Below are 16,025 nucleotides of genomic sequence, written 5' to 3'. Positions count from 1 at the left end.
ATTCTCGATCGGCACGAAAACATAGCAATTTTAGCTATGCTGTTGCCGATCTAGAGATTGCATGTGAGCAGGCGATTGAAGAAATAGTTAGTCATTTTTGAACCAAAGGGCGAATTCCACCACCGCGAGGGATGACAACCTATCGGTGCAGCAAGAGTGTAATCAAGGCGATCGCATTTTTGCCATTTGCCATCTACGCGCCAACCGATGCGATCGCCGAAGCGTTCGATAACTGTATTATCCTGAGCAATAGTGGTATTAAGAGAACCACCCACGTTTTGATAAATCTGCATCTGCACGCTGAAGCCAAAGCGACCCTTGCTATAAGTTGTCCAGAGGCTATCAATTACGTGCAGTTCGTTGCAGGGAAATTGCTTCACGTCTTCAGGGGTAATAGATTCTAGTTCTCGCTGTCCTGTTATTGCCAGGATGACCCGAATAGTTTCCCAGTCCGCTTCTTGTAAATTCCCTGCTGCTAATAAATCTCGTAGCTTTTTGTATTTGTGGATATCTGCAACTAGTCGCAAATTATCCTCTGACTGAGTAACTCGTTCGCTAAGGCAAGAGAAAAGCTGGTTGAATTGCTGTAATTGCTCTTCCATCGCGGCTAAACGAGCAATGATTTCAGACTCATGTGTAGTAGACATTAGATTCCTAATTAAAGTACTTGTTTTGAGTTTCTGATAAGATAAACAAACGAGCTGCTACTTGTTTTATTGCTCTATTTCTCTATCCCTTGCAGTCTTCAGCTCTCGAAGGCATTCTTGTCCAGCACCGACAAGGAATCCTAAACTAGCACCAATCAAAGCATATTTTTTATGCAAATTTTGGTAAGACTGGCTTTCGTATTGAAGTTGATTAAAGTTACGCTGACCAATTTTGGTAGCAGCTAAACTAATAACTACGCCGACAAGAGCGGTCATAATTCCTGACAAAATAATTAGCCTGACCTTCATAGTTGTCCTATAGAGTAAATTGGATTAGTGGTGTAAGAAAAAGGAATAAAACAGATAGAAAATGGTGACAGCAAACAAGATGTGGTTAAGATAGTCGTTGAAATTCCATTTACGAAACATTACCGTTACCTCGGAATACTACCTTGACTAAATCGAATAGTTTATTCGTTTTGAGAAGAAGCTTGAAAATTGGGAAGAACCTGCTCCCTCTCGTCTTGAATCTGCGGTTGTTGAAATCCTGGCTCGCTAGGTGTACCTGATTTACCTGATTTTAAGAAACGCTCTTCTAGTTTCTTGATCGTGACGTACAGCACTGGTACTAAAAACAAGCTTAAGATTGTCGAAATGAGGTAGCCACCAAAGAGCGCTGTCCCTAAAGACCAACGACTCATTGCTCCAGCTCCTTTAGCAATTACCAGGGGCCAGAAACCGACGAGACCAGCAAAGGCAGTCATCAGAATCGGTCGCAAGCGTTCTTTAGCAGCTCGAATTGCTGCCTGGGTAATATCCATACCTGTCTCTAACGACTGGTTGGCAAATTCTACAATCAGAATTGCGTTCTTACTCGCTAGACCAATCAACATCACCAAAGCTACCTGGGCATAGATATTATTGTTAACCGCTGGCCAAACTCCACCAGCTTGAAAAATATTTGCCCGTAAGACAACTGCACCAATAGCACCCAAGATCGCCAACGGTACTGTAATCATAATGATGGTGGGATCGACGTAGCTTTCATACTGAGCGGCTAGCACCAGAAAGACCATCACAAAAGCTAAACCAAAAATAATCGGTGCAGCACCCCCAGAGGATTTTTCTTGAAAAGCAGTTCCCGTCCAGGCGTAGCCAAATCCCGGTTGCAACACTTCTTGAGCGACCTCTTCCATCGCTTGTATGGCTTGTCCTGTACTGTAGCCTGGTGCTGCTGCGCCTTGGATTTTGATCGCAGGATAGGCGTTGTAATGGCTCACAATTGGCGGATAGTTCAATCTTGTCAAGTTTACGACATTGCTCAGTTGGACGAGGTTGTTATCTTGAGAGCGTACGTACAAACGACTTATATCCTCGGGATTAGAGCGCACCGTTCCTTCTGCTTGGGCATAAACTCGATACAGCCGCCCGCCAAGAACGTATTGGTTAATGTATCGTGCGCCTAAATATGTCTGTAAGGTATTGAAAATGTCGTTAATTTCGATGTTCTGTGCCTTGGCTTGGCTGCGATCGATCGAAATTTGCATCATTGGCGTACCGAAGGTAAATTGAGTAAACACTCCCGCCAATTCTGGTCGTTTCTGGGCTGCGGCGATCGCCTTTTGAGTATTATCGATCAACGCTTCCATAGGCAGGGCAGCTTTATTTTGGATGTATAACTCAAATCCACCTGTAGAACCTAGTCCATCCACTGGCGGTGCGTTGACTGCAATTGCCCGGGCTTCTGGAACTTTTGCCTGTAACCCCTGGTTAACCTTTTGCAGAACCCCAAAAACTGACTTATCTGCACCAGGACGCTCCTCCCAGTTTTTCAACTTGACAAATAGAAGTGTCTTATTACTAGCATTTCCTTCAAACCCATAGCCAGCAGTGCCAAATGCATGTTCGACTTCGGGTAACGGTAGCATCACTTCTTCAGTAATCCGCGTCAAGAGGTCGGCACTGTAGTTTAAAGAAACTCCTGCTGGAGCTTCGACAATCGCAAACAAATAGCCCTGATCCTCTTCAGGGATAAACCCTTGCGGAGTTGTCTGATAGATCCAACCCGTCGCGATCAATCCGGCAATAAAAACAGGAATGACAAGCAGCCGAATCCGAATTAGAAATTCTACTGTCTTGGTATATCCCGTTTTGAACCAGTCAAAAACCTGATTAAACCAACGAAACAACACTCCCAAAGGTCCGTGTACTTCCTCCTGCCTGCGCAGGAGAATAGCTGACATACTAGGAGAGAAGCTCAGGGCGTTAAAGGTAGAAATGGCGATCGAAAAAGCAATAACTAGCGCAAATTGCTTATAGACAATTCCTGTCGTACCAGGGAAGAAAGTCACGGGAATAAACACCGCCATGAGTACAACTGATGTCGCAACAACTGCCCCCGTCAGTTCCCCCATAGCATCTAGGGCTGCTTGCAGTGGTTTCATTCCTTGAGCTAATTTTGCAGATATTGCCTCCACCACCACAATTCCATCATCTACTACTAAACCAGTTGCTAAGATGATGCCAAACAAAGTCAGTTGATTGAGACTAAACCCTAATACAAACGCTAAAGCCATTGCCCCAACTAGCGACACTGGAATGGCAATCGCAGGAACGATGGTAGTGCGCCAGTCTTGTAAAAAGATAAAGATGACTAAGAACACCAACGCGATCGCATCGATTAGAGTTTTGAAGGCTTCGTCGAGGGAAGCTGCCACGAATAAAGTATTATCTAAGGCAACTTCTGCTTTCAATCCAGGCGGAAAATTCTGTTCTAGCTCCGCCATTTTTTCTTTGACCAACTTAGCCGTGTTCCAAGCATTCGTACCGGGAAGTTGGTAGACTAAAAGACCGACTGCTGGCGCGCCATCGAACATAGCATTGGTGCTGTAATCTTGCGCCCCTATTTCGGCTCGACCTACATCTTTAATTCTGATCAGCGTGCCATCCGCACCGACTTTCACCACAGTGTTTTCAGCTTCTTCGGGAGTCGTGAATCGACCAGCTGCTCTCAGGGCAAATTCGTAACGCTGCTCGGAGGGAGTGGGCTGCTGACCAATTTTACCTGCTCCTACCTGAATGTTCTGTTCTGAAATGGCATCGATCGCATCCTGAGCTGTCAATTGTCTAGCGGCAAGGGCATCGGGGTCAAGCCAGATCCGCATGGCATACTTCCGTTCTCCCAAAATTACGGCGTTACCCACCCCCTCGATCCGCTTGATTTCATCGAGAATTTGGCGATCGACATAGTTACTCACGAAAACAGGATTGTATGTGAATCGATCGTTCTTATCCTTGTCGGAATAAAAGGCGTAAGCAATCGTAATCGTGGGAGATTGTTTTTGAGTGATGACACCAGTTCGGTTCACCTCTTCAGGTAACTCGGCTTGAGAAACGGCAACATTATTTTGGACAAGAACTTGAGCGGTGTTCCTGTCCATTTCCGTTGGGAAAGAGATGTTGATACTTGTATCACCATTATTCGTCGTTTGAGAGGACATATAGACGACCCGCTCTGTGCCATTGATTTGCCGCTCCAGAACGGTAGTAACGTTTTCTTCAGAGGTTTTGGCATCACTACCCAGATAGTTAGCAGTTACAGTCACCTGCTTTAGAGCCATTTCCGGCAGCTTATCCAAGGGAAGCAGGGGAATACAAATTCCGCCGATCAAGAGAATAAGTACAGTGCAAACCGTAGTTAAGATCGGTCTTTTGATGAAGGTGTTAGCAATACTCAACAGCATAGTCCAGGAGTTCCTATTAATTGTTGGGACAGTGGAAGTGTTGGGACAGTAGAACAGAGCTATTGCTTAGAATTTAGGATTCAGACGCTATCGGCTGAACGGGGGCGTTATCTCTTAAGTTCAAAATTTCCGTGATAGCAATCTTTTCTCCTGGCTTCACTCCATTGAGTACCTGGTAATTCTGACCTTTGATGTTTCCCAACTGTACGGGCTTTTGCCGCACGACTGTTTTGCTCCCTTGTTGCTCAACGCTATAAACAAAGCTTTGGTCGCCGATCGTAAATACGGCATCCGTAGGGATTAACACTCCCGGGCTTTGGTTCCAAATCGCTATTGCTTTGACAAATTCCCCATCACGTAAATTACCATTATGATTAGAAAAGCGAGCCTTAGCTAAGATTGCTTGATCCCCAGTGTTGACTTGAGGGTTAATAAAAGAAATACTGCCTGTGGCTATGCGCTTATTTGTGTTGGGATCGATCAATTCTACAGGCAACCCTAATTTTAGTTGAGATGAGTGTTTGATCGGAACCGAGAGCCGTAGGTCTACGGAGTCGTTCTGGGTGATGTTGGTCAGAGTTTGACCAATATTAACGTAGTCTCCCACTTTGACAGGAAAATCTCCAACTACGCCTGCGATCGGTGCTAGCACTTGTTTGTACTGAAGAGAAACATTAACAGCATTTGCTTCTGCCTGAGCCTGCTTAATTTCAGTCTTCATCTGATTAGAGCTGGATTTGGCAGCTTCTACATCTTCTTCAGCAGCGTGGAGGGCTGCAATGGCTGTATTCAAATCTCTATGCGCAATATCTAATTGCTGCCTAGCTTGTACTCCTTCGTTGACTAGTCGCTCGGCTCGCTGATACTGTATCTTCTGAAGTTCTACTTCCGATGCAGCTTTAATTTTGTTAGCTTCTGCTGCTTTTAGTTGCGCTAATGCAGTGATGCTAACTGCTCTAGCAGAGTTGACCTTAGCAGTAGCACTGGCATATTCGGCTTGAGTGCGATCGGAGCGGAGCTGTACAATTGGCGTTCCCTTGTCAACTCGATCTCCATTGGAGACGTGAATTTTGACAATCCGACCCTCAATCTCTGGTTGTAGGACAACTCTCTTGACAGCTTCTAACGTTCCGACAAATTCAGAATTATCTTGAACTAAACTAGATTTGAGTGTTTGCAACTTGACAGGAATAGCAGCAGGGGATTTGCTTGCTGTAGCAGGAAGCGTACTCGATTTGCAGCCACTAGTGAAGGTGGAAGCTAGAAGGGCTACACCTAGTAGTTTTACTATTAGTAAAGCGTTGTATTTCATTTTAATTTTCCATTAGTATGCTTTTACTTTTTTTACTTTGACTTGATATCTTTTGCTAAATATTAAGTGGAAATAAAGTCGTAGCTTTTTTTCTAATGTAAATAAGAATTAAAAAAGATTAAGTAATAAAAAGTTTTTCTGTTTCAAGCAGATGAAAAAAGAATTTGAGCAATGAGGAGATCGCACTGATAGTATTGAGCCTCGTGTTTGACGGTCGATGTATACTCGCCCATTCTAAGAGTGAGGCTGCAAGGTCACTAGGGTTAATATTTCTGAGTAAGTTTGTTTTTTTTTGCTCAGTACAGAGCAAAAGCTGAAAAAATTTAGTGAATAAAGGGTTTCACAAGTATTACCAGATTGTTTTGGCAATTGTTTAAGTAGTATTTCAACCAACAAATTGTTTGCCAAGCAGCTCTCAACAAATTCAATTGACGATCGCAGGCGATCGCTATAAATATTAATGACAAAATAAATGACAAAATACAGACTTATCGGATTTAAAAGCTTCGGCTTAAGTTTGTTATGGTAGCTCGATTTGTCATACTTCTTTTGTACTTAGATCTTGCACCAGTACAGATACTCTAGTTGCGAAAGAGTAGGTTTCAATGAGAGAAAAGGGCGTGAAACCAATTGAATGCAAGAACGATGGAAACCCTTCTTGCCCACGCCCAAGGGCTAGTCTACACCCTACTTGATTTGATGCCGAGCCACTATCAACGAGATAGCCTACAAGCCTTGCTGGGATTATTTTTACAAGCTCAAGGACATCCTCTGCCCCAACAATGCAAAACTAAATCAGCCAGTGCCTTAAGTCGGTTTCTCAACGTCTACCCCTGGTCAACTCGTCGGCTGATTCGTAGTACCCGCTCCTTTGTCCTGCAGCAAATTCTGTCACAGCCACGAATTGGACGTAGACCCATCTTACAAGTCATCATCGACTTAACCACCCTAGAAAAACGCGGCAAGTTCAAGCTGTTGGATGGATTAGTGCGAGTCTTCCATAGCAAACGTGGGCTACACCTAGTCGTGATGTATCTAGTAGTGGGTCAATGGCGCGTGCCGTGGAATTTTCGAGTTTACCGAGGGAAAAATCATTCCTCACCAGCACAGTTGGGGCTACGACTTGTACAAAGCTTACCTTCATTGCTGAGTCAACACTTTCAGCTCATGATTTTAGTAGATACAGCCTTTGGTAGTGCCGAATTTTTACATGGTATACGTAAATTAAAATATCACGCCATTGCCGGAGTACGCTGTGACCGCAAGCTACAAGATGGGCGCAATGTTAAGCAACTATGCAGGCGGGGACAACAAGTGCGACTGGTAAAATTAAAGTTTCCAGTTTCACTGTCTTGGTACTATCTCAAGCGTGACGACGGTAGGCTGGAAAAGCGCTTTGTCCTCTCTACCAAACCACTTAAAGCTAGTACTATCAATTACTGGGGCAAAAAGCGTTGGCAGATTGAGGGATGGTTCAAAACTGCTAAACATCGGTTTGGATTAGACCAATTTGGTCAGGGCACATTGCTAGGTGTCTACCGTTGGCTGGTATTGTCACTTTTAGCTTATTTGTTAGCACATTGGGCTTATTTGTCTACTGCATCTACCGACTCACCTGATTGGGGTAAGGCGGCTCAACTGGCACTTGAAGCATTACTGCCTCAACTAGTGGTGTTGCTCCTGCTGCTGGAGAGCAAACGCCTCACACCCCTAGCACGCTCCCTTGGTTTTGACATTCAAATCACTTGCTGCAAGATCTGAGTTGTACAAAGAATACAGACTTGCTCCGAAAGAGCAACCCTTGCGATCGGACTTGGTAATTCTTACTATCTTAGTTAATCATAAGAGCGAAATTGCCACTCCTAATTCTAAGATCTACGGACTGATCGACTGCTTAGTTTTTACTTCGTCCGCTACCGCTCAGCTTCTCGATTTCATCCCAATCTGGTACATCTTTGGAGGTCAAATGAGCCAATCAACGCTGCGAACTGCGATCGTGGGTAGTGGTTTTACTGGATTGTTTACTGCCCTTTACCTGAGTCATCTAGGCTATAAGGGTCAGATAATTTTGATCGATCGCTCCGAGCGTTTTGTTTTTAAGCCCTTGCTATTTGAATTTCTCAACGGGCAGATGGATGCAAACCAGGTTTGGCCCCAATACGAGGAACTACTTCAAGGAAGTGGCGTGACGTTCGTGCAAGACACCGTTGAACAGATTGACTTAGCCGGACGCAAGATCGAACTGGCTTCTGGCTTGCATTATACCTACACTCATCTCGTGCTTGCTGTAGGAAGCACAGTGGGATACTTTGGAACTCCAGGAGCTGAAGCATACTCTTTCCCATTTCGCAGCGGGCTGGATGTCCTCGCCCTACGTCAGCATTTACGCCAGTCTCTACAACGCGCCAGCCAAATTGAAGATTCCCAGTTGCGCCAAAAATTACTGACAATTGCTATCATCGGTGCAGGTCCAACGGGTGTCGAACTGGCAAATACACTGGCGGATTTGTTGCCTAACTGGTATGCCACGTTGGGAGGCAATCCTCACGAGATCCGGCTAGTGTTGATGAATCGCAGTCAAAATATTCTCTCTGGTGATGTGAATGCTTGTTTGCGCGAGACTGCTTATGCTGCTCTACAAAAGCATGTCGTTCCAGTTGAACTATTGACTGGAGCTGCTGTCACTGCTCTAGATTCAGGCAAGGTGGAGTATACTCGCGACGACCAACCTGCCGTGCTTGAAGCTGAAACGATGATTTGGACGGCAGGTACAGCCATCAATCCGCTAGTCAAAAAACTCCCGATTCCCGACGAGCAGCGCGACAAGCAAGGTCGTCCCTTCGTCACGCCAGCCCTTAACCTAGTCGGCTATCCAGAAGTTTTTGCTGGAGGCGACTGCGTGACATTGCTCAAGCCTGAGCCAGCTCTGGCACAGGTTGCCTATCAACAGGCGAAGGCGATCGCCCGTAACCTAGTTGCTGTTTCAGCAGGTGAGAAACCCAAGGCTAGTCGCATATTCTTGCGCGGAACGTTGATGAAACTGGGTACGCAAGAGGCTGCTGCCGAAATATTTAACAAGCACGAAGTTAAAGGTAGGATAGGTCATGCAATCCGTCAACTAACATACCTGGAGATGCTGCCTACACCAGTCCACAATTTAAAAGTCACTACTGAATGGCTCAGCGAAGAAGTGTTTCATCACGCTAAAAATTTGGTTTGATTCCACAGAAATTGTAATGAAACTCAGAAACATTCTGCGATAACTTGCGATCGCAATGACAATTAATTACTTGAGTGTAAAGAATGCGCCCTTGCTGCAAAAATTCAACTCTTGTTATCGTATTTTGTGAGGTCTAAACTTTGAAATATTGAGATCGATGAAATTCACTTAGAACGAAAAAAATAAGAGCAACATTATTGATGCGAGATATATACACAACAGCTCATAAATTGTGATGTGGAGGTTTTATGGTTCATAAACTACATAAAAATGATGAGTCTGTAGAAGCTCTTGTTATCGGTAGTGGTTTTGGTGGAGCCGTTGCAGCTTTACGCTTGGGACAAGCAGGCATCAATACAGTAGTGCTAGAGCGAGGTCGTCGTTGGCAAATTACGCCTGCCCAAAATACTTTTGCTACTCCCCATAATCCTGATGGTCGAGCCGCTTGGCTTAGTCCAGCAACTATATTCGGACAGCCAATCGACGTACACACAGGTGTGATGGAAACCTTAGTTGAAGATGGAATTATTGTTTTAAATGGTGCTGGAGTTGGCGGCGGGTCATTAGTTTACAACAGTATTATTTATCAACCCATTCCTGAGTTATTCCAGAAGGTTTTTCCTGGTTCGATTAGTTATGATGAAATGGATACAGTTTATTACCCTCGCGTCCATTCAATTTTACAGCCTTCGCCAATTCCTCCAGATATTTTAAATACTATTTACTATGATACGACGCGGCTATTTATTCAACATGCTACTCAAGCAGGATTCCGCAATCATCTACTAGAATTAGCCGTTGATTGGAATATAGTCCGGGAAGAAATTAACGGAACAAAAGTACAGTCTACTATTGTCGGAGACCATTGGTGGGGTATCAATAGCGGCGCTAAAAAAAGCTTGGATCGCAATTACTTATCCCAAGCAGAAAAAACTGGTTTCGTAGAAATACTTCCTCTACATGTAGCAGTAGAGATTGCTGAAACCCCTGAAGCTGGTTACCGGGTTTCATGTCATCAAATAAATGAATCAGGAGAGGTTGTCGAACAAAAATCTTTTCGCTGTCGCTATTTGTTTTTAGCAGCTGGGTCTATGGGAACTTCTAAACTTTTGGTCAAAGCTAAAGCAACAGGCTCATTACCTAGACTAAATGACTACGTTGGTAAATTTTGGAGTTCTAATGGCGATACCATTGCTACTCGTTCAAATTTACCACCTGTATCTGGTAAAGGAGGACCCGCAGGTGCAGTGTTAGAAAACTTCGATGACCTCGATCGCCCGATAGTACTGATAAATCTTGAAAATTGGGCTAGTCCTGAAGGAACGCAACAGTGTCTTGGTTTAGGTCTACCCTCACAAAGTGGAACCTTCACGTATGATGCGTCTACAGATTCTGTCAAGTTACACTATCCCCGAGAAACTCAACTCATGGTAGATACAGAAAAAACCTACAAAACTCTTGACAGTAAAAATGCCATTTCTACCAAAACACCCATGACGGAAATGAAATTTTATACTCCCACAACCACAAACCGACCCGCTCCTGAAACTGATGTCGTTATCACTGCCCATCCACTGGGGGGAGCAGTTCTAGGAAAAGCGTGCGATGACTACGGGCAAGTATCTGGTTATCGAGGACTTTATGTCGTCGATGGTGCGCTGATTCCTGGCTCTACAGGATGTACAAATCCTGCATACACGATCGCCGCTTTAGCAGAACGCTGTATGGATCGAATCATCGCAGATATTCACTAAACTGTTTGCTGCACTTATTGACAACTGTAAATACCAAGGAGTGTATTTCATACCATGAAGATTCTCATACTAATGACCAACTCAGCTACTCTCACCCTATCAACTGGAGAGAAACATGCTTCGGGATTTTGGGCTGAGGAGTTTGTCCTCCCTTATCAGATCTTTAAACAAGAGGGATATGAAGTTGATGTAGCAACCATAGGTGGTCTTACGCCAAGCGTGGATAAAACCAGCATCGATCCGAACTTCATGCCATACGTCAGACCAGCAGGATCGCAGGTCAATGACTCCGAGCAAGCCAGAGAGTTTATCAAGTTTATTGAGGCATCATCCGATCTCAAAAAACCCCTGAATTTGGATGACTTTACTAAAGCACAAGTCGCTGCCTACGATGGTATTTTCCTGAGTGGAGGTCATGGTGCGATGCAGGATATGCCGAAATCAGATGCGATGACACAACTCTTCCGTTGGGCGATCGAGTTGGACAAGCCAATAGCAGCTGTTTGCCACGGAGGAAGCGGAATTTTAGCGCTGAGAACCCCCGAAGGTCGCTGGCCGTTTGAGGGCTACCGCATGACCTGCTTCTCCCACGAAGAAGAACTAGTGACACCAATAGCAGGGATGCTACCCTTCATACTACAGTTTGAGATAGAGCGGTTGGGTGGTATTTACGAGAAAGCTAATGTTATCTGGGGTTCGCACGTAGTAGAAGACCGCAACCTTGTCACGGGACAGAATCCTTATTCCTCTGATGCGGTAGCTAAAGCCTTTGCTAAGAAATTAAACAAAGTTAAAGTTCCAGCCTAGAAGTTGGCACACCTGAAAATAATCGGGATTGGGGGTAAAAGAGTTTGGCAAGTGCGATCGCGAGAACATCTGTATAGGCAGTATAGTTACTTGCCAAAATTCCCCAAATTAAATTAAAGTTGCATTTTTTAGGAGGAGCAGTCTTTAATGTAAGACAGTCAAACGACAAACAATACTTTTTGTGAGTCAAGTTTATGGATTTACAGCTACGTGACAAGCGGGCGCTGATTACCGGTAGTAGTAGCGGTATTGGTGAGGGCATTGCGAAGGTGCTGGCTCGGGAAGGCGCGATCGTTGTCATACACGGTCGAAAGGAAGAACAGGCGAATCGAGTAGCTCAGGTTTGGTACAACCAAGTCGGTCGTTTGGCACGAGTTGAAGACATCGCAAATCTTGTTGCTTATGTAGCAAGCCCCCTTGCAGATTTCATCAACAGTGCGAACCTCCGAGTGGACGGTGGGGGTACAAGTACTGTCAATTGAGTTAATAACTTACATTTCTAACGCGCTACGCTCTTTTTCGTACAAGTTGAATTCATCTATGGAGAAAGCCTCATGGTAATTGAAATCATTAGGTACAACATTCCTGCCGGTCAAGAAAGTGCTTTTGAATCTGCTTACGAACAGGCGCAGCAATATTTAGCAGAATCTCCTAACTGTCTGGGCTATCAGCTGGCTCATTGTGTAGAGGAACCAAATCGTTACATTCTTCGTATTGATTGGGATTCCATTGAAGGTCATATGCAGGGTTTTCGGAATAGTCCGTATTTCCCAAAGTTTTTTCAATTGGTATCTCCTTACATTAAGTCAGTTGATGAAATGCAGCATTACAAACAGACACCTATTTTCCTGAAAAAATAGAGGTCTCAGGAGTTACGCACTTGAAGTTTCCGATCTCGACGATCCCTCCTAACCTCCCTTAAAAAGGGAGGCATAAAGCCCCGGAGTTTGCAGGGGTTGGGGGATCGACTGCGGATCTCCTGTAGCTTTTTAAGAGGAGATCCGCACAGTTACTGCTAGAGTTAGCAGTGGCGCTGGATCTCCACAATCTTAGTGCCTTTTTTTAAAAAACCTAGTTTTATCCATATAGGCTTCCTCCGTGCTAAACCCCATGTGGTGACTCGGGGCGATCGCGCGTTGGGTTCGATTTCTCAGCTTACACCAGAAGATACGACATCGACTCCCTAACCCAATCGCAAGAATCATTAGAGCTGAATGCAGCAATTTAACTGACAAGAAGGAGCAAAAAGCATGACAGATCGATTGTCTGGAAAAGTCGCGCTTGTTACTGGGGCTTCATCAGGTATTGGTCAGGCAACAGCACTTGCGTTTGCACGCGCTGGAGCGAAAGTCGTGGCTGCCAGCCGTCGCGATGCCGAGGGACAGGAGACCGTGCGTCGCATACAAGAGGCAGGAGGTGAAGCCCTTTTCATCAAAACTGATGTGTCAAAGGCTTCTGAAGTAGAGGCGCTGGTTAACAAAACTATGGATACTTACGGTCGTTTAGACTGCGCTTGCAACAGCGCTGGTGTTATCTCGGCATCCAGTCTACTCACCGATGTGTCAGAAGATGAATGGGATCGTCATATCAACGTAAACCTCAAAGGAACGTGGCTTTGTCTCAAGTACGAAATTCCAGCGATGCTCAAACAGAAGAGTGGCGCGATTGTGAACTTGGCTTCTGCTGCAAGTATTGTTGCTTTTGCGGGCTATGCCGCTTACGCTGCGACTAAAGGCGGAATCCTTGCTTTAACGCGATCGGCAGCGATAGAGTATGCCAAATCTGGTATCCGTATCAATGTCGTGAGTCCCGGTTCCATCAATACCGATATGTTGAATAGCGCCACTGAAGATATAGTTTCTCAACTTGCAGCGGCGCATCCTGTAGGACGTGTTGGCGAACCAGAGGAGGTAGCGGAAGCTGTGGTGTGGTTGTGTTCAAAAGCAGCTTCCTTCGTCACCGGACATAATATGCTGATCGATGGGGGATATAGCGTCCAGTAAGGTGAGCGAGATAGAAGCAAGCGCGATCTCGGCAACAAATTAAGTACGATCGTCAAAGAGGAGCAGCATGGCTAACAAAATCTTAGGGACATCAGTTAAGCGACGCGAAGATCCAGAACTTTTGCGAGGGGAAGCCAAGTTTACAGCCGACATCACGCTGCCTAATATGCTACACATGGCAATTTTGCACAGCGATCGCGGTCATGCACTGATCCAAAGTATAGATACCAGTGCCGCAGAGCGAATGCCTGGAGTTGTACGGGTGATTACTGGAGCTGATACTAGTTCCATTCTGCCCCTACCGTGCATCATGAATCCTGGTGGCGCAGAATCTCGTTTTCCCTCCTACCCCTACGGACTACCCGGAGCCCAAACTGTTCTGGCTACAGATAGGGTTCGTTACATTGGCGAATTTGTGGCAGTGGTGGTAGCCTTAACCCGTCAGCAAGCCTATGATGCCCTACCAGCGATCGCGGTGAAATACGAGCCGCTGTCGGCGGTCGTTAATGCAGAAGAAGCACTTCAGCCCGATGCACCTCAACTACACGACACAGTACCCAACAATCTCAACCAGTACATCTCTCACGGGAATAAACAGGCGACGGAGCAGGCGATCGCCAACGCTGAGGTGGTTGTCAAGCAAAGAATTCGCTACCAACGAGCGATCCATAACCCCGTAGAACTCCGCGCTTCCATCGGCGATTACAACCCTGAGACTGAGGAGTACACCCTGTGGACGAATACCCAAATTCCTCATGGTAACCGCTTTCTGCTCTCTCAACTCGTGATGGGTATTCCCTACAACAAGCTGCGTGTCATCGCTCCCCATATTGGCGGTGGATTTGGTTCTAAGGGTTATCTTTACCCAGATACGGCTCTTGTACTTTTTTTATCTAAGGAGCTAGGTCAGCCTGTCAAGTGGGTCGACACGCGCCGAGGCTTAGCCCGCTCTACAGTGCAAGCTCGCGATCAAATCCAGTACGTAACTATAGCTGGGACGACAGACGGTCAGATTACTGCCCTTCATTGCACTAACTACGCTAATTTAGGAGCTTACCCAGCTACGAATGGTCCAGGCGCTCCCGCGATCCTCACAGGTTGCAGCATTACGGGAGTCTATGCGATCGCGCATCCCTTCTATGAAGTCTACTGTACGTTCACGAACCTCGTTCCCAATGGTCCGGCTCGGGGTGCTGGTCGTGCTGAGGCAATATTCCTCATCGAGCGTATGGTCGATCTCTTCGCACAGCGTATTGGTATAGATCCTGCTGAAGTACGCCGTAAAAATATGGTTGCTGCCGATCGGTTTCCCTATAAAAACGGTCTGGGCTGGACTTATGACTCTGGTAACTATGAGGTAGCGCTCGATAAAGCTCTGGCGACGATCGATTACAACAACGTCGCACAACGGAAGGCGGAAGCTAGAACGCGCGGTAAACGCCTTGGGGTCGGAATTGGTTCATATGTAGCGATCGCAGGTGTTGGTCCCTGTCCCCTAATGGCTAGAGATATAGGTTTGAATGGGAGTACCTGGGGAAGCGCGCATATCCGCGTTCACCCAACGGGTGATATCACTCTTATTACTGGCGCACAACCTCACGGTCAGGGACAAGTGACATCTTTTTCTCAAATTATCGCTGAGGAGCTTGGTGTTGACTTAGAGCAAATTGAAGTGCTGCACTCCGATACTAAGGGTACTATCTATGCACAAGGAAGCTATGGTTCGCGCTCCTTCAGCGTGGAAGGAGCGACAGTGTATAAAGCTACCCAAAAGATCGACGAGAAAGCACGTCAAATGGCAGCACATATCTTCAAAGTGGCAGAGTCAGAGGTGGTAGCCGATCGAGGTAAATTTTATGTTAAAGGTGCGCCCGAGCAGTTCAAAACTTTAAAGGAGATTGCGCTGGCGCTTTGGTACGCTTGGGATTTACCAGCGGGTATGGAGCCTGGTTTGGAAGCGATCGCCTACTTCGATCCACCAGATTTTAATTATCCTTTCGGCACTCACATTGCCTTAGTCGAAATTGACGAACAAACTGGTCAGGTTGAAGTCGTTCGTTATGTAGCGGTAGATGACTTCGGGAATGTGGGAAACCCGATGATTGTAGATGGTCAAACACACGGTAATATCCATTTTGGGATCAGTCAAGCCCTGTTTGAAGAGGCTGTATACGATCGGGACGGACGAATTCTGACGGACGAATTTACGACATACGCGATCGCTAAAGCTTCGCAGTTACCAAAGTTTGAACTCGATCGCACTGTCACGCCTACTCCTCATAACCCGCTGGGAGCGAAAGGTGCAGGTGATGTCAGCATTACGGCTGTACCTCCGGCGATCGTCAACGCTGTTTGTAACGCTCTTTCCGACTTGGGGGTCACTCACATCGATATGCCTGTAACGCCGGAAAAAGTTTGGCGGGTGATGCGTGAAACTCCCAGGAATAATGACTCTTGAGTAGGGCGATCGCGAGATCGTTAGTTGTGGGTTACGGACAGAATGCTCCTCTACTCCCACTTGATTTTTTCTACTAACGCA

Annotated in this window: 13 protein-coding genes; 9 read left to right on the top strand and 4 right to left on the bottom strand. The window is 45.8% G+C overall.

Going from position 1 to position 16,025, the window contains the following annotated elements; all coding sequences use genetic code 11:
* Nucleotides 1–50: 50 nt before the first annotated feature.
* The 4 genes from CHRO_RS16150 to CHRO_RS16135 all read right to left on the bottom strand — a co-directional run bounded on the left by CHRO_RS16150 (nucleotide 51) and on the right by CHRO_RS16135 (nucleotide 5,702).
* The gene (locus CHRO_RS16150) at nucleotides 51–647 is read right to left on the bottom strand and encodes a GUN4 domain-containing protein (protein WP_015155301.1); all 597 of its coding nucleotides are present in this window, start codon (nucleotides 645–647) and stop codon (nucleotides 51–53) included.
* 66 nt (nucleotides 648–713) lie between these two features.
* Nucleotides 714–956 carry a hypothetical protein gene (locus tag CHRO_RS16145; RefSeq protein ID WP_015155300.1) on the bottom strand — a complete coding sequence of 81 codons (243 nt, stop codon included), beginning with the start codon at nucleotides 954–956 and terminating at the stop codon, nucleotides 714–716.
* Between the two features lie 161 nt (nucleotides 957–1,117).
* Nucleotides 1,118–4,390 carry an efflux RND transporter permease subunit gene (locus CHRO_RS16140; RefSeq protein ID WP_015155299.1) on the bottom strand — a complete coding sequence of 1,091 codons (3,273 nt, stop codon included), beginning with the start codon at nucleotides 4,388–4,390 and terminating at the stop codon, nucleotides 1,118–1,120.
* A gap of 73 nt (nucleotides 4,391–4,463) precedes the next feature.
* Nucleotides 4,464–5,702, bottom strand: coding sequence for an efflux RND transporter periplasmic adaptor subunit (locus tag CHRO_RS16135; RefSeq protein WP_015155298.1), 1,239 nt, complete (start codon nucleotides 5,700–5,702; stop codon nucleotides 4,464–4,466).
* 645 nt (nucleotides 5,703–6,347) lie between these two features.
* Between CHRO_RS16135 and CHRO_RS16130 the strand changes: the two genes are divergently transcribed.
* The 9 genes from CHRO_RS16130 to CHRO_RS16095 all read left to right on the top strand — a co-directional run bounded on the left by CHRO_RS16130 (nucleotide 6,348) and on the right by CHRO_RS16095 (nucleotide 15,944).
* Nucleotides 6,348–7,463 carry an IS701 family transposase gene (locus CHRO_RS16130; RefSeq protein WP_015152474.1) on the top strand — a complete coding sequence of 372 codons (1,116 nt, stop codon included), beginning with the start codon at nucleotides 6,348–6,350 and terminating at the stop codon, nucleotides 7,461–7,463.
* Nucleotides 7,464–7,668: 205 nt separating this feature from the next.
* A complete protein-coding gene (locus tag CHRO_RS16125; protein WP_015155297.1) occupies nucleotides 7,669–8,922 on the top strand; it encodes an NAD(P)/FAD-dependent oxidoreductase in 1,254 nt (417 codons plus the stop codon).
* A 248-nt stretch (nucleotides 8,923–9,170) separates the two neighbouring features.
* On the top strand, nucleotides 9,171–10,676 hold the full coding sequence (locus CHRO_RS16120) for a GMC oxidoreductase (protein ID WP_015155296.1): 1,506 nt from the start codon (nucleotides 9,171–9,173) through the stop codon (nucleotides 10,674–10,676).
* A gap of 54 nt (nucleotides 10,677–10,730) precedes the next feature.
* Nucleotides 10,731–11,483: a type 1 glutamine amidotransferase domain-containing protein gene (locus CHRO_RS16115; RefSeq protein ID WP_015155295.1), complete on the top strand. Its 753-nt coding sequence runs from the start codon at nucleotides 10,731–10,733 to the stop codon at nucleotides 11,481–11,483.
* 194 nt (nucleotides 11,484–11,677) lie between these two features.
* The gene (locus CHRO_RS34400) at nucleotides 11,678–11,965 is read left to right on the top strand and encodes an SDR family NAD(P)-dependent oxidoreductase (protein WP_015155294.1); all 288 of its coding nucleotides are present in this window, start codon (nucleotides 11,678–11,680) and stop codon (nucleotides 11,963–11,965) included.
* 72 nt (nucleotides 11,966–12,037) lie between these two features.
* Nucleotides 12,038–12,343, top strand: coding sequence for an antibiotic biosynthesis monooxygenase family protein (locus CHRO_RS16105; protein ID WP_015155293.1), 306 nt, complete (start codon nucleotides 12,038–12,040; stop codon nucleotides 12,341–12,343).
* A gap of 192 nt (nucleotides 12,344–12,535) precedes the next feature.
* Nucleotides 12,536–12,670: a hypothetical protein gene (locus CHRO_RS34395; protein ID WP_281168577.1), complete on the top strand. Its 135-nt coding sequence runs from the start codon at nucleotides 12,536–12,538 to the stop codon at nucleotides 12,668–12,670.
* Between the two features lie 63 nt (nucleotides 12,671–12,733).
* On the top strand, nucleotides 12,734–13,486 hold the full coding sequence (locus tag CHRO_RS16100; protein ID WP_015155292.1) for an SDR family oxidoreductase: 753 nt from the start codon (nucleotides 12,734–12,736) through the stop codon (nucleotides 13,484–13,486).
* A gap of 67 nt (nucleotides 13,487–13,553) precedes the next feature.
* A complete protein-coding gene (locus CHRO_RS16095; RefSeq protein WP_015155291.1) occupies nucleotides 13,554–15,944 on the top strand; it encodes a xanthine dehydrogenase family protein molybdopterin-binding subunit in 2,391 nt (796 codons plus the stop codon).
* Nucleotides 15,945–16,025: the final 81 nt, after the last annotated feature.

Origin of the sequence: Chroococcidiopsis thermalis PCC 7203 (assembly GCF_000317125.1) — a bacterium.
In the GTDB taxonomy this organism is placed as follows: Bacteria; Cyanobacteriota; Cyanobacteriia; order Cyanobacteriales; family Chroococcidiopsidaceae; genus Chroococcidiopsis; species Chroococcidiopsis thermalis.
The sequence above is the reverse complement of the archived record's forward strand: the minus strand, read 5'-3'. Positions and strand labels throughout refer to the sequence as shown.

Bases quoted from the DNA above. Each gene is read 5' to 3' on its own strand.
- CHRO_RS16150 (WP_015155301.1), bottom strand. From the start codon at position 647: ATGTCTACTACACATGAGTCTGAAATCATTGCTCGTTTAGCCGCGATG.
- CHRO_RS16145 (WP_015155300.1), bottom strand. From the start codon at position 956: ATGAAGGTCAGGCTAATTATTTTGTCAGGAATTATGACCGCTCTTGTC.
- CHRO_RS16140 (WP_015155299.1), bottom strand. From the start codon at position 4,390: ATGCTGTTGAGTATTGCTAACACCTTCATCAAAAGACCGATCTTAACT.
- CHRO_RS16135 (WP_015155298.1), bottom strand. From the start codon at position 5,702: ATGAAATACAACGCTTTACTAATAGTAAAACTACTAGGTGTAGCCCTT.
- CHRO_RS16130 (WP_015152474.1), top strand. From the start codon at position 6,348: ATGGAAACCCTTCTTGCCCACGCCCAAGGGCTAGTCTACACCCTACTT.
- CHRO_RS16125 (WP_015155297.1), top strand. From the start codon at position 7,669: ATGAGCCAATCAACGCTGCGAACTGCGATCGTGGGTAGTGGTTTTACT.
- CHRO_RS16120 (WP_015155296.1), top strand. From the start codon at position 9,171: ATGGTTCATAAACTACATAAAAATGATGAGTCTGTAGAAGCTCTTGTT.
- CHRO_RS16115 (WP_015155295.1), top strand. From the start codon at position 10,731: ATGAAGATTCTCATACTAATGACCAACTCAGCTACTCTCACCCTATCA.
- CHRO_RS34400 (WP_015155294.1), top strand. From the start codon at position 11,678: ATGGATTTACAGCTACGTGACAAGCGGGCGCTGATTACCGGTAGTAGT.
- CHRO_RS16105 (WP_015155293.1), top strand. From the start codon at position 12,038: ATGGTAATTGAAATCATTAGGTACAACATTCCTGCCGGTCAAGAAAGT.
- CHRO_RS16100 (WP_015155292.1), top strand. From the start codon at position 12,734: ATGACAGATCGATTGTCTGGAAAAGTCGCGCTTGTTACTGGGGCTTCA.
- CHRO_RS16095 (WP_015155291.1), top strand. From the start codon at position 13,554: ATGGCTAACAAAATCTTAGGGACATCAGTTAAGCGACGCGAAGATCCA.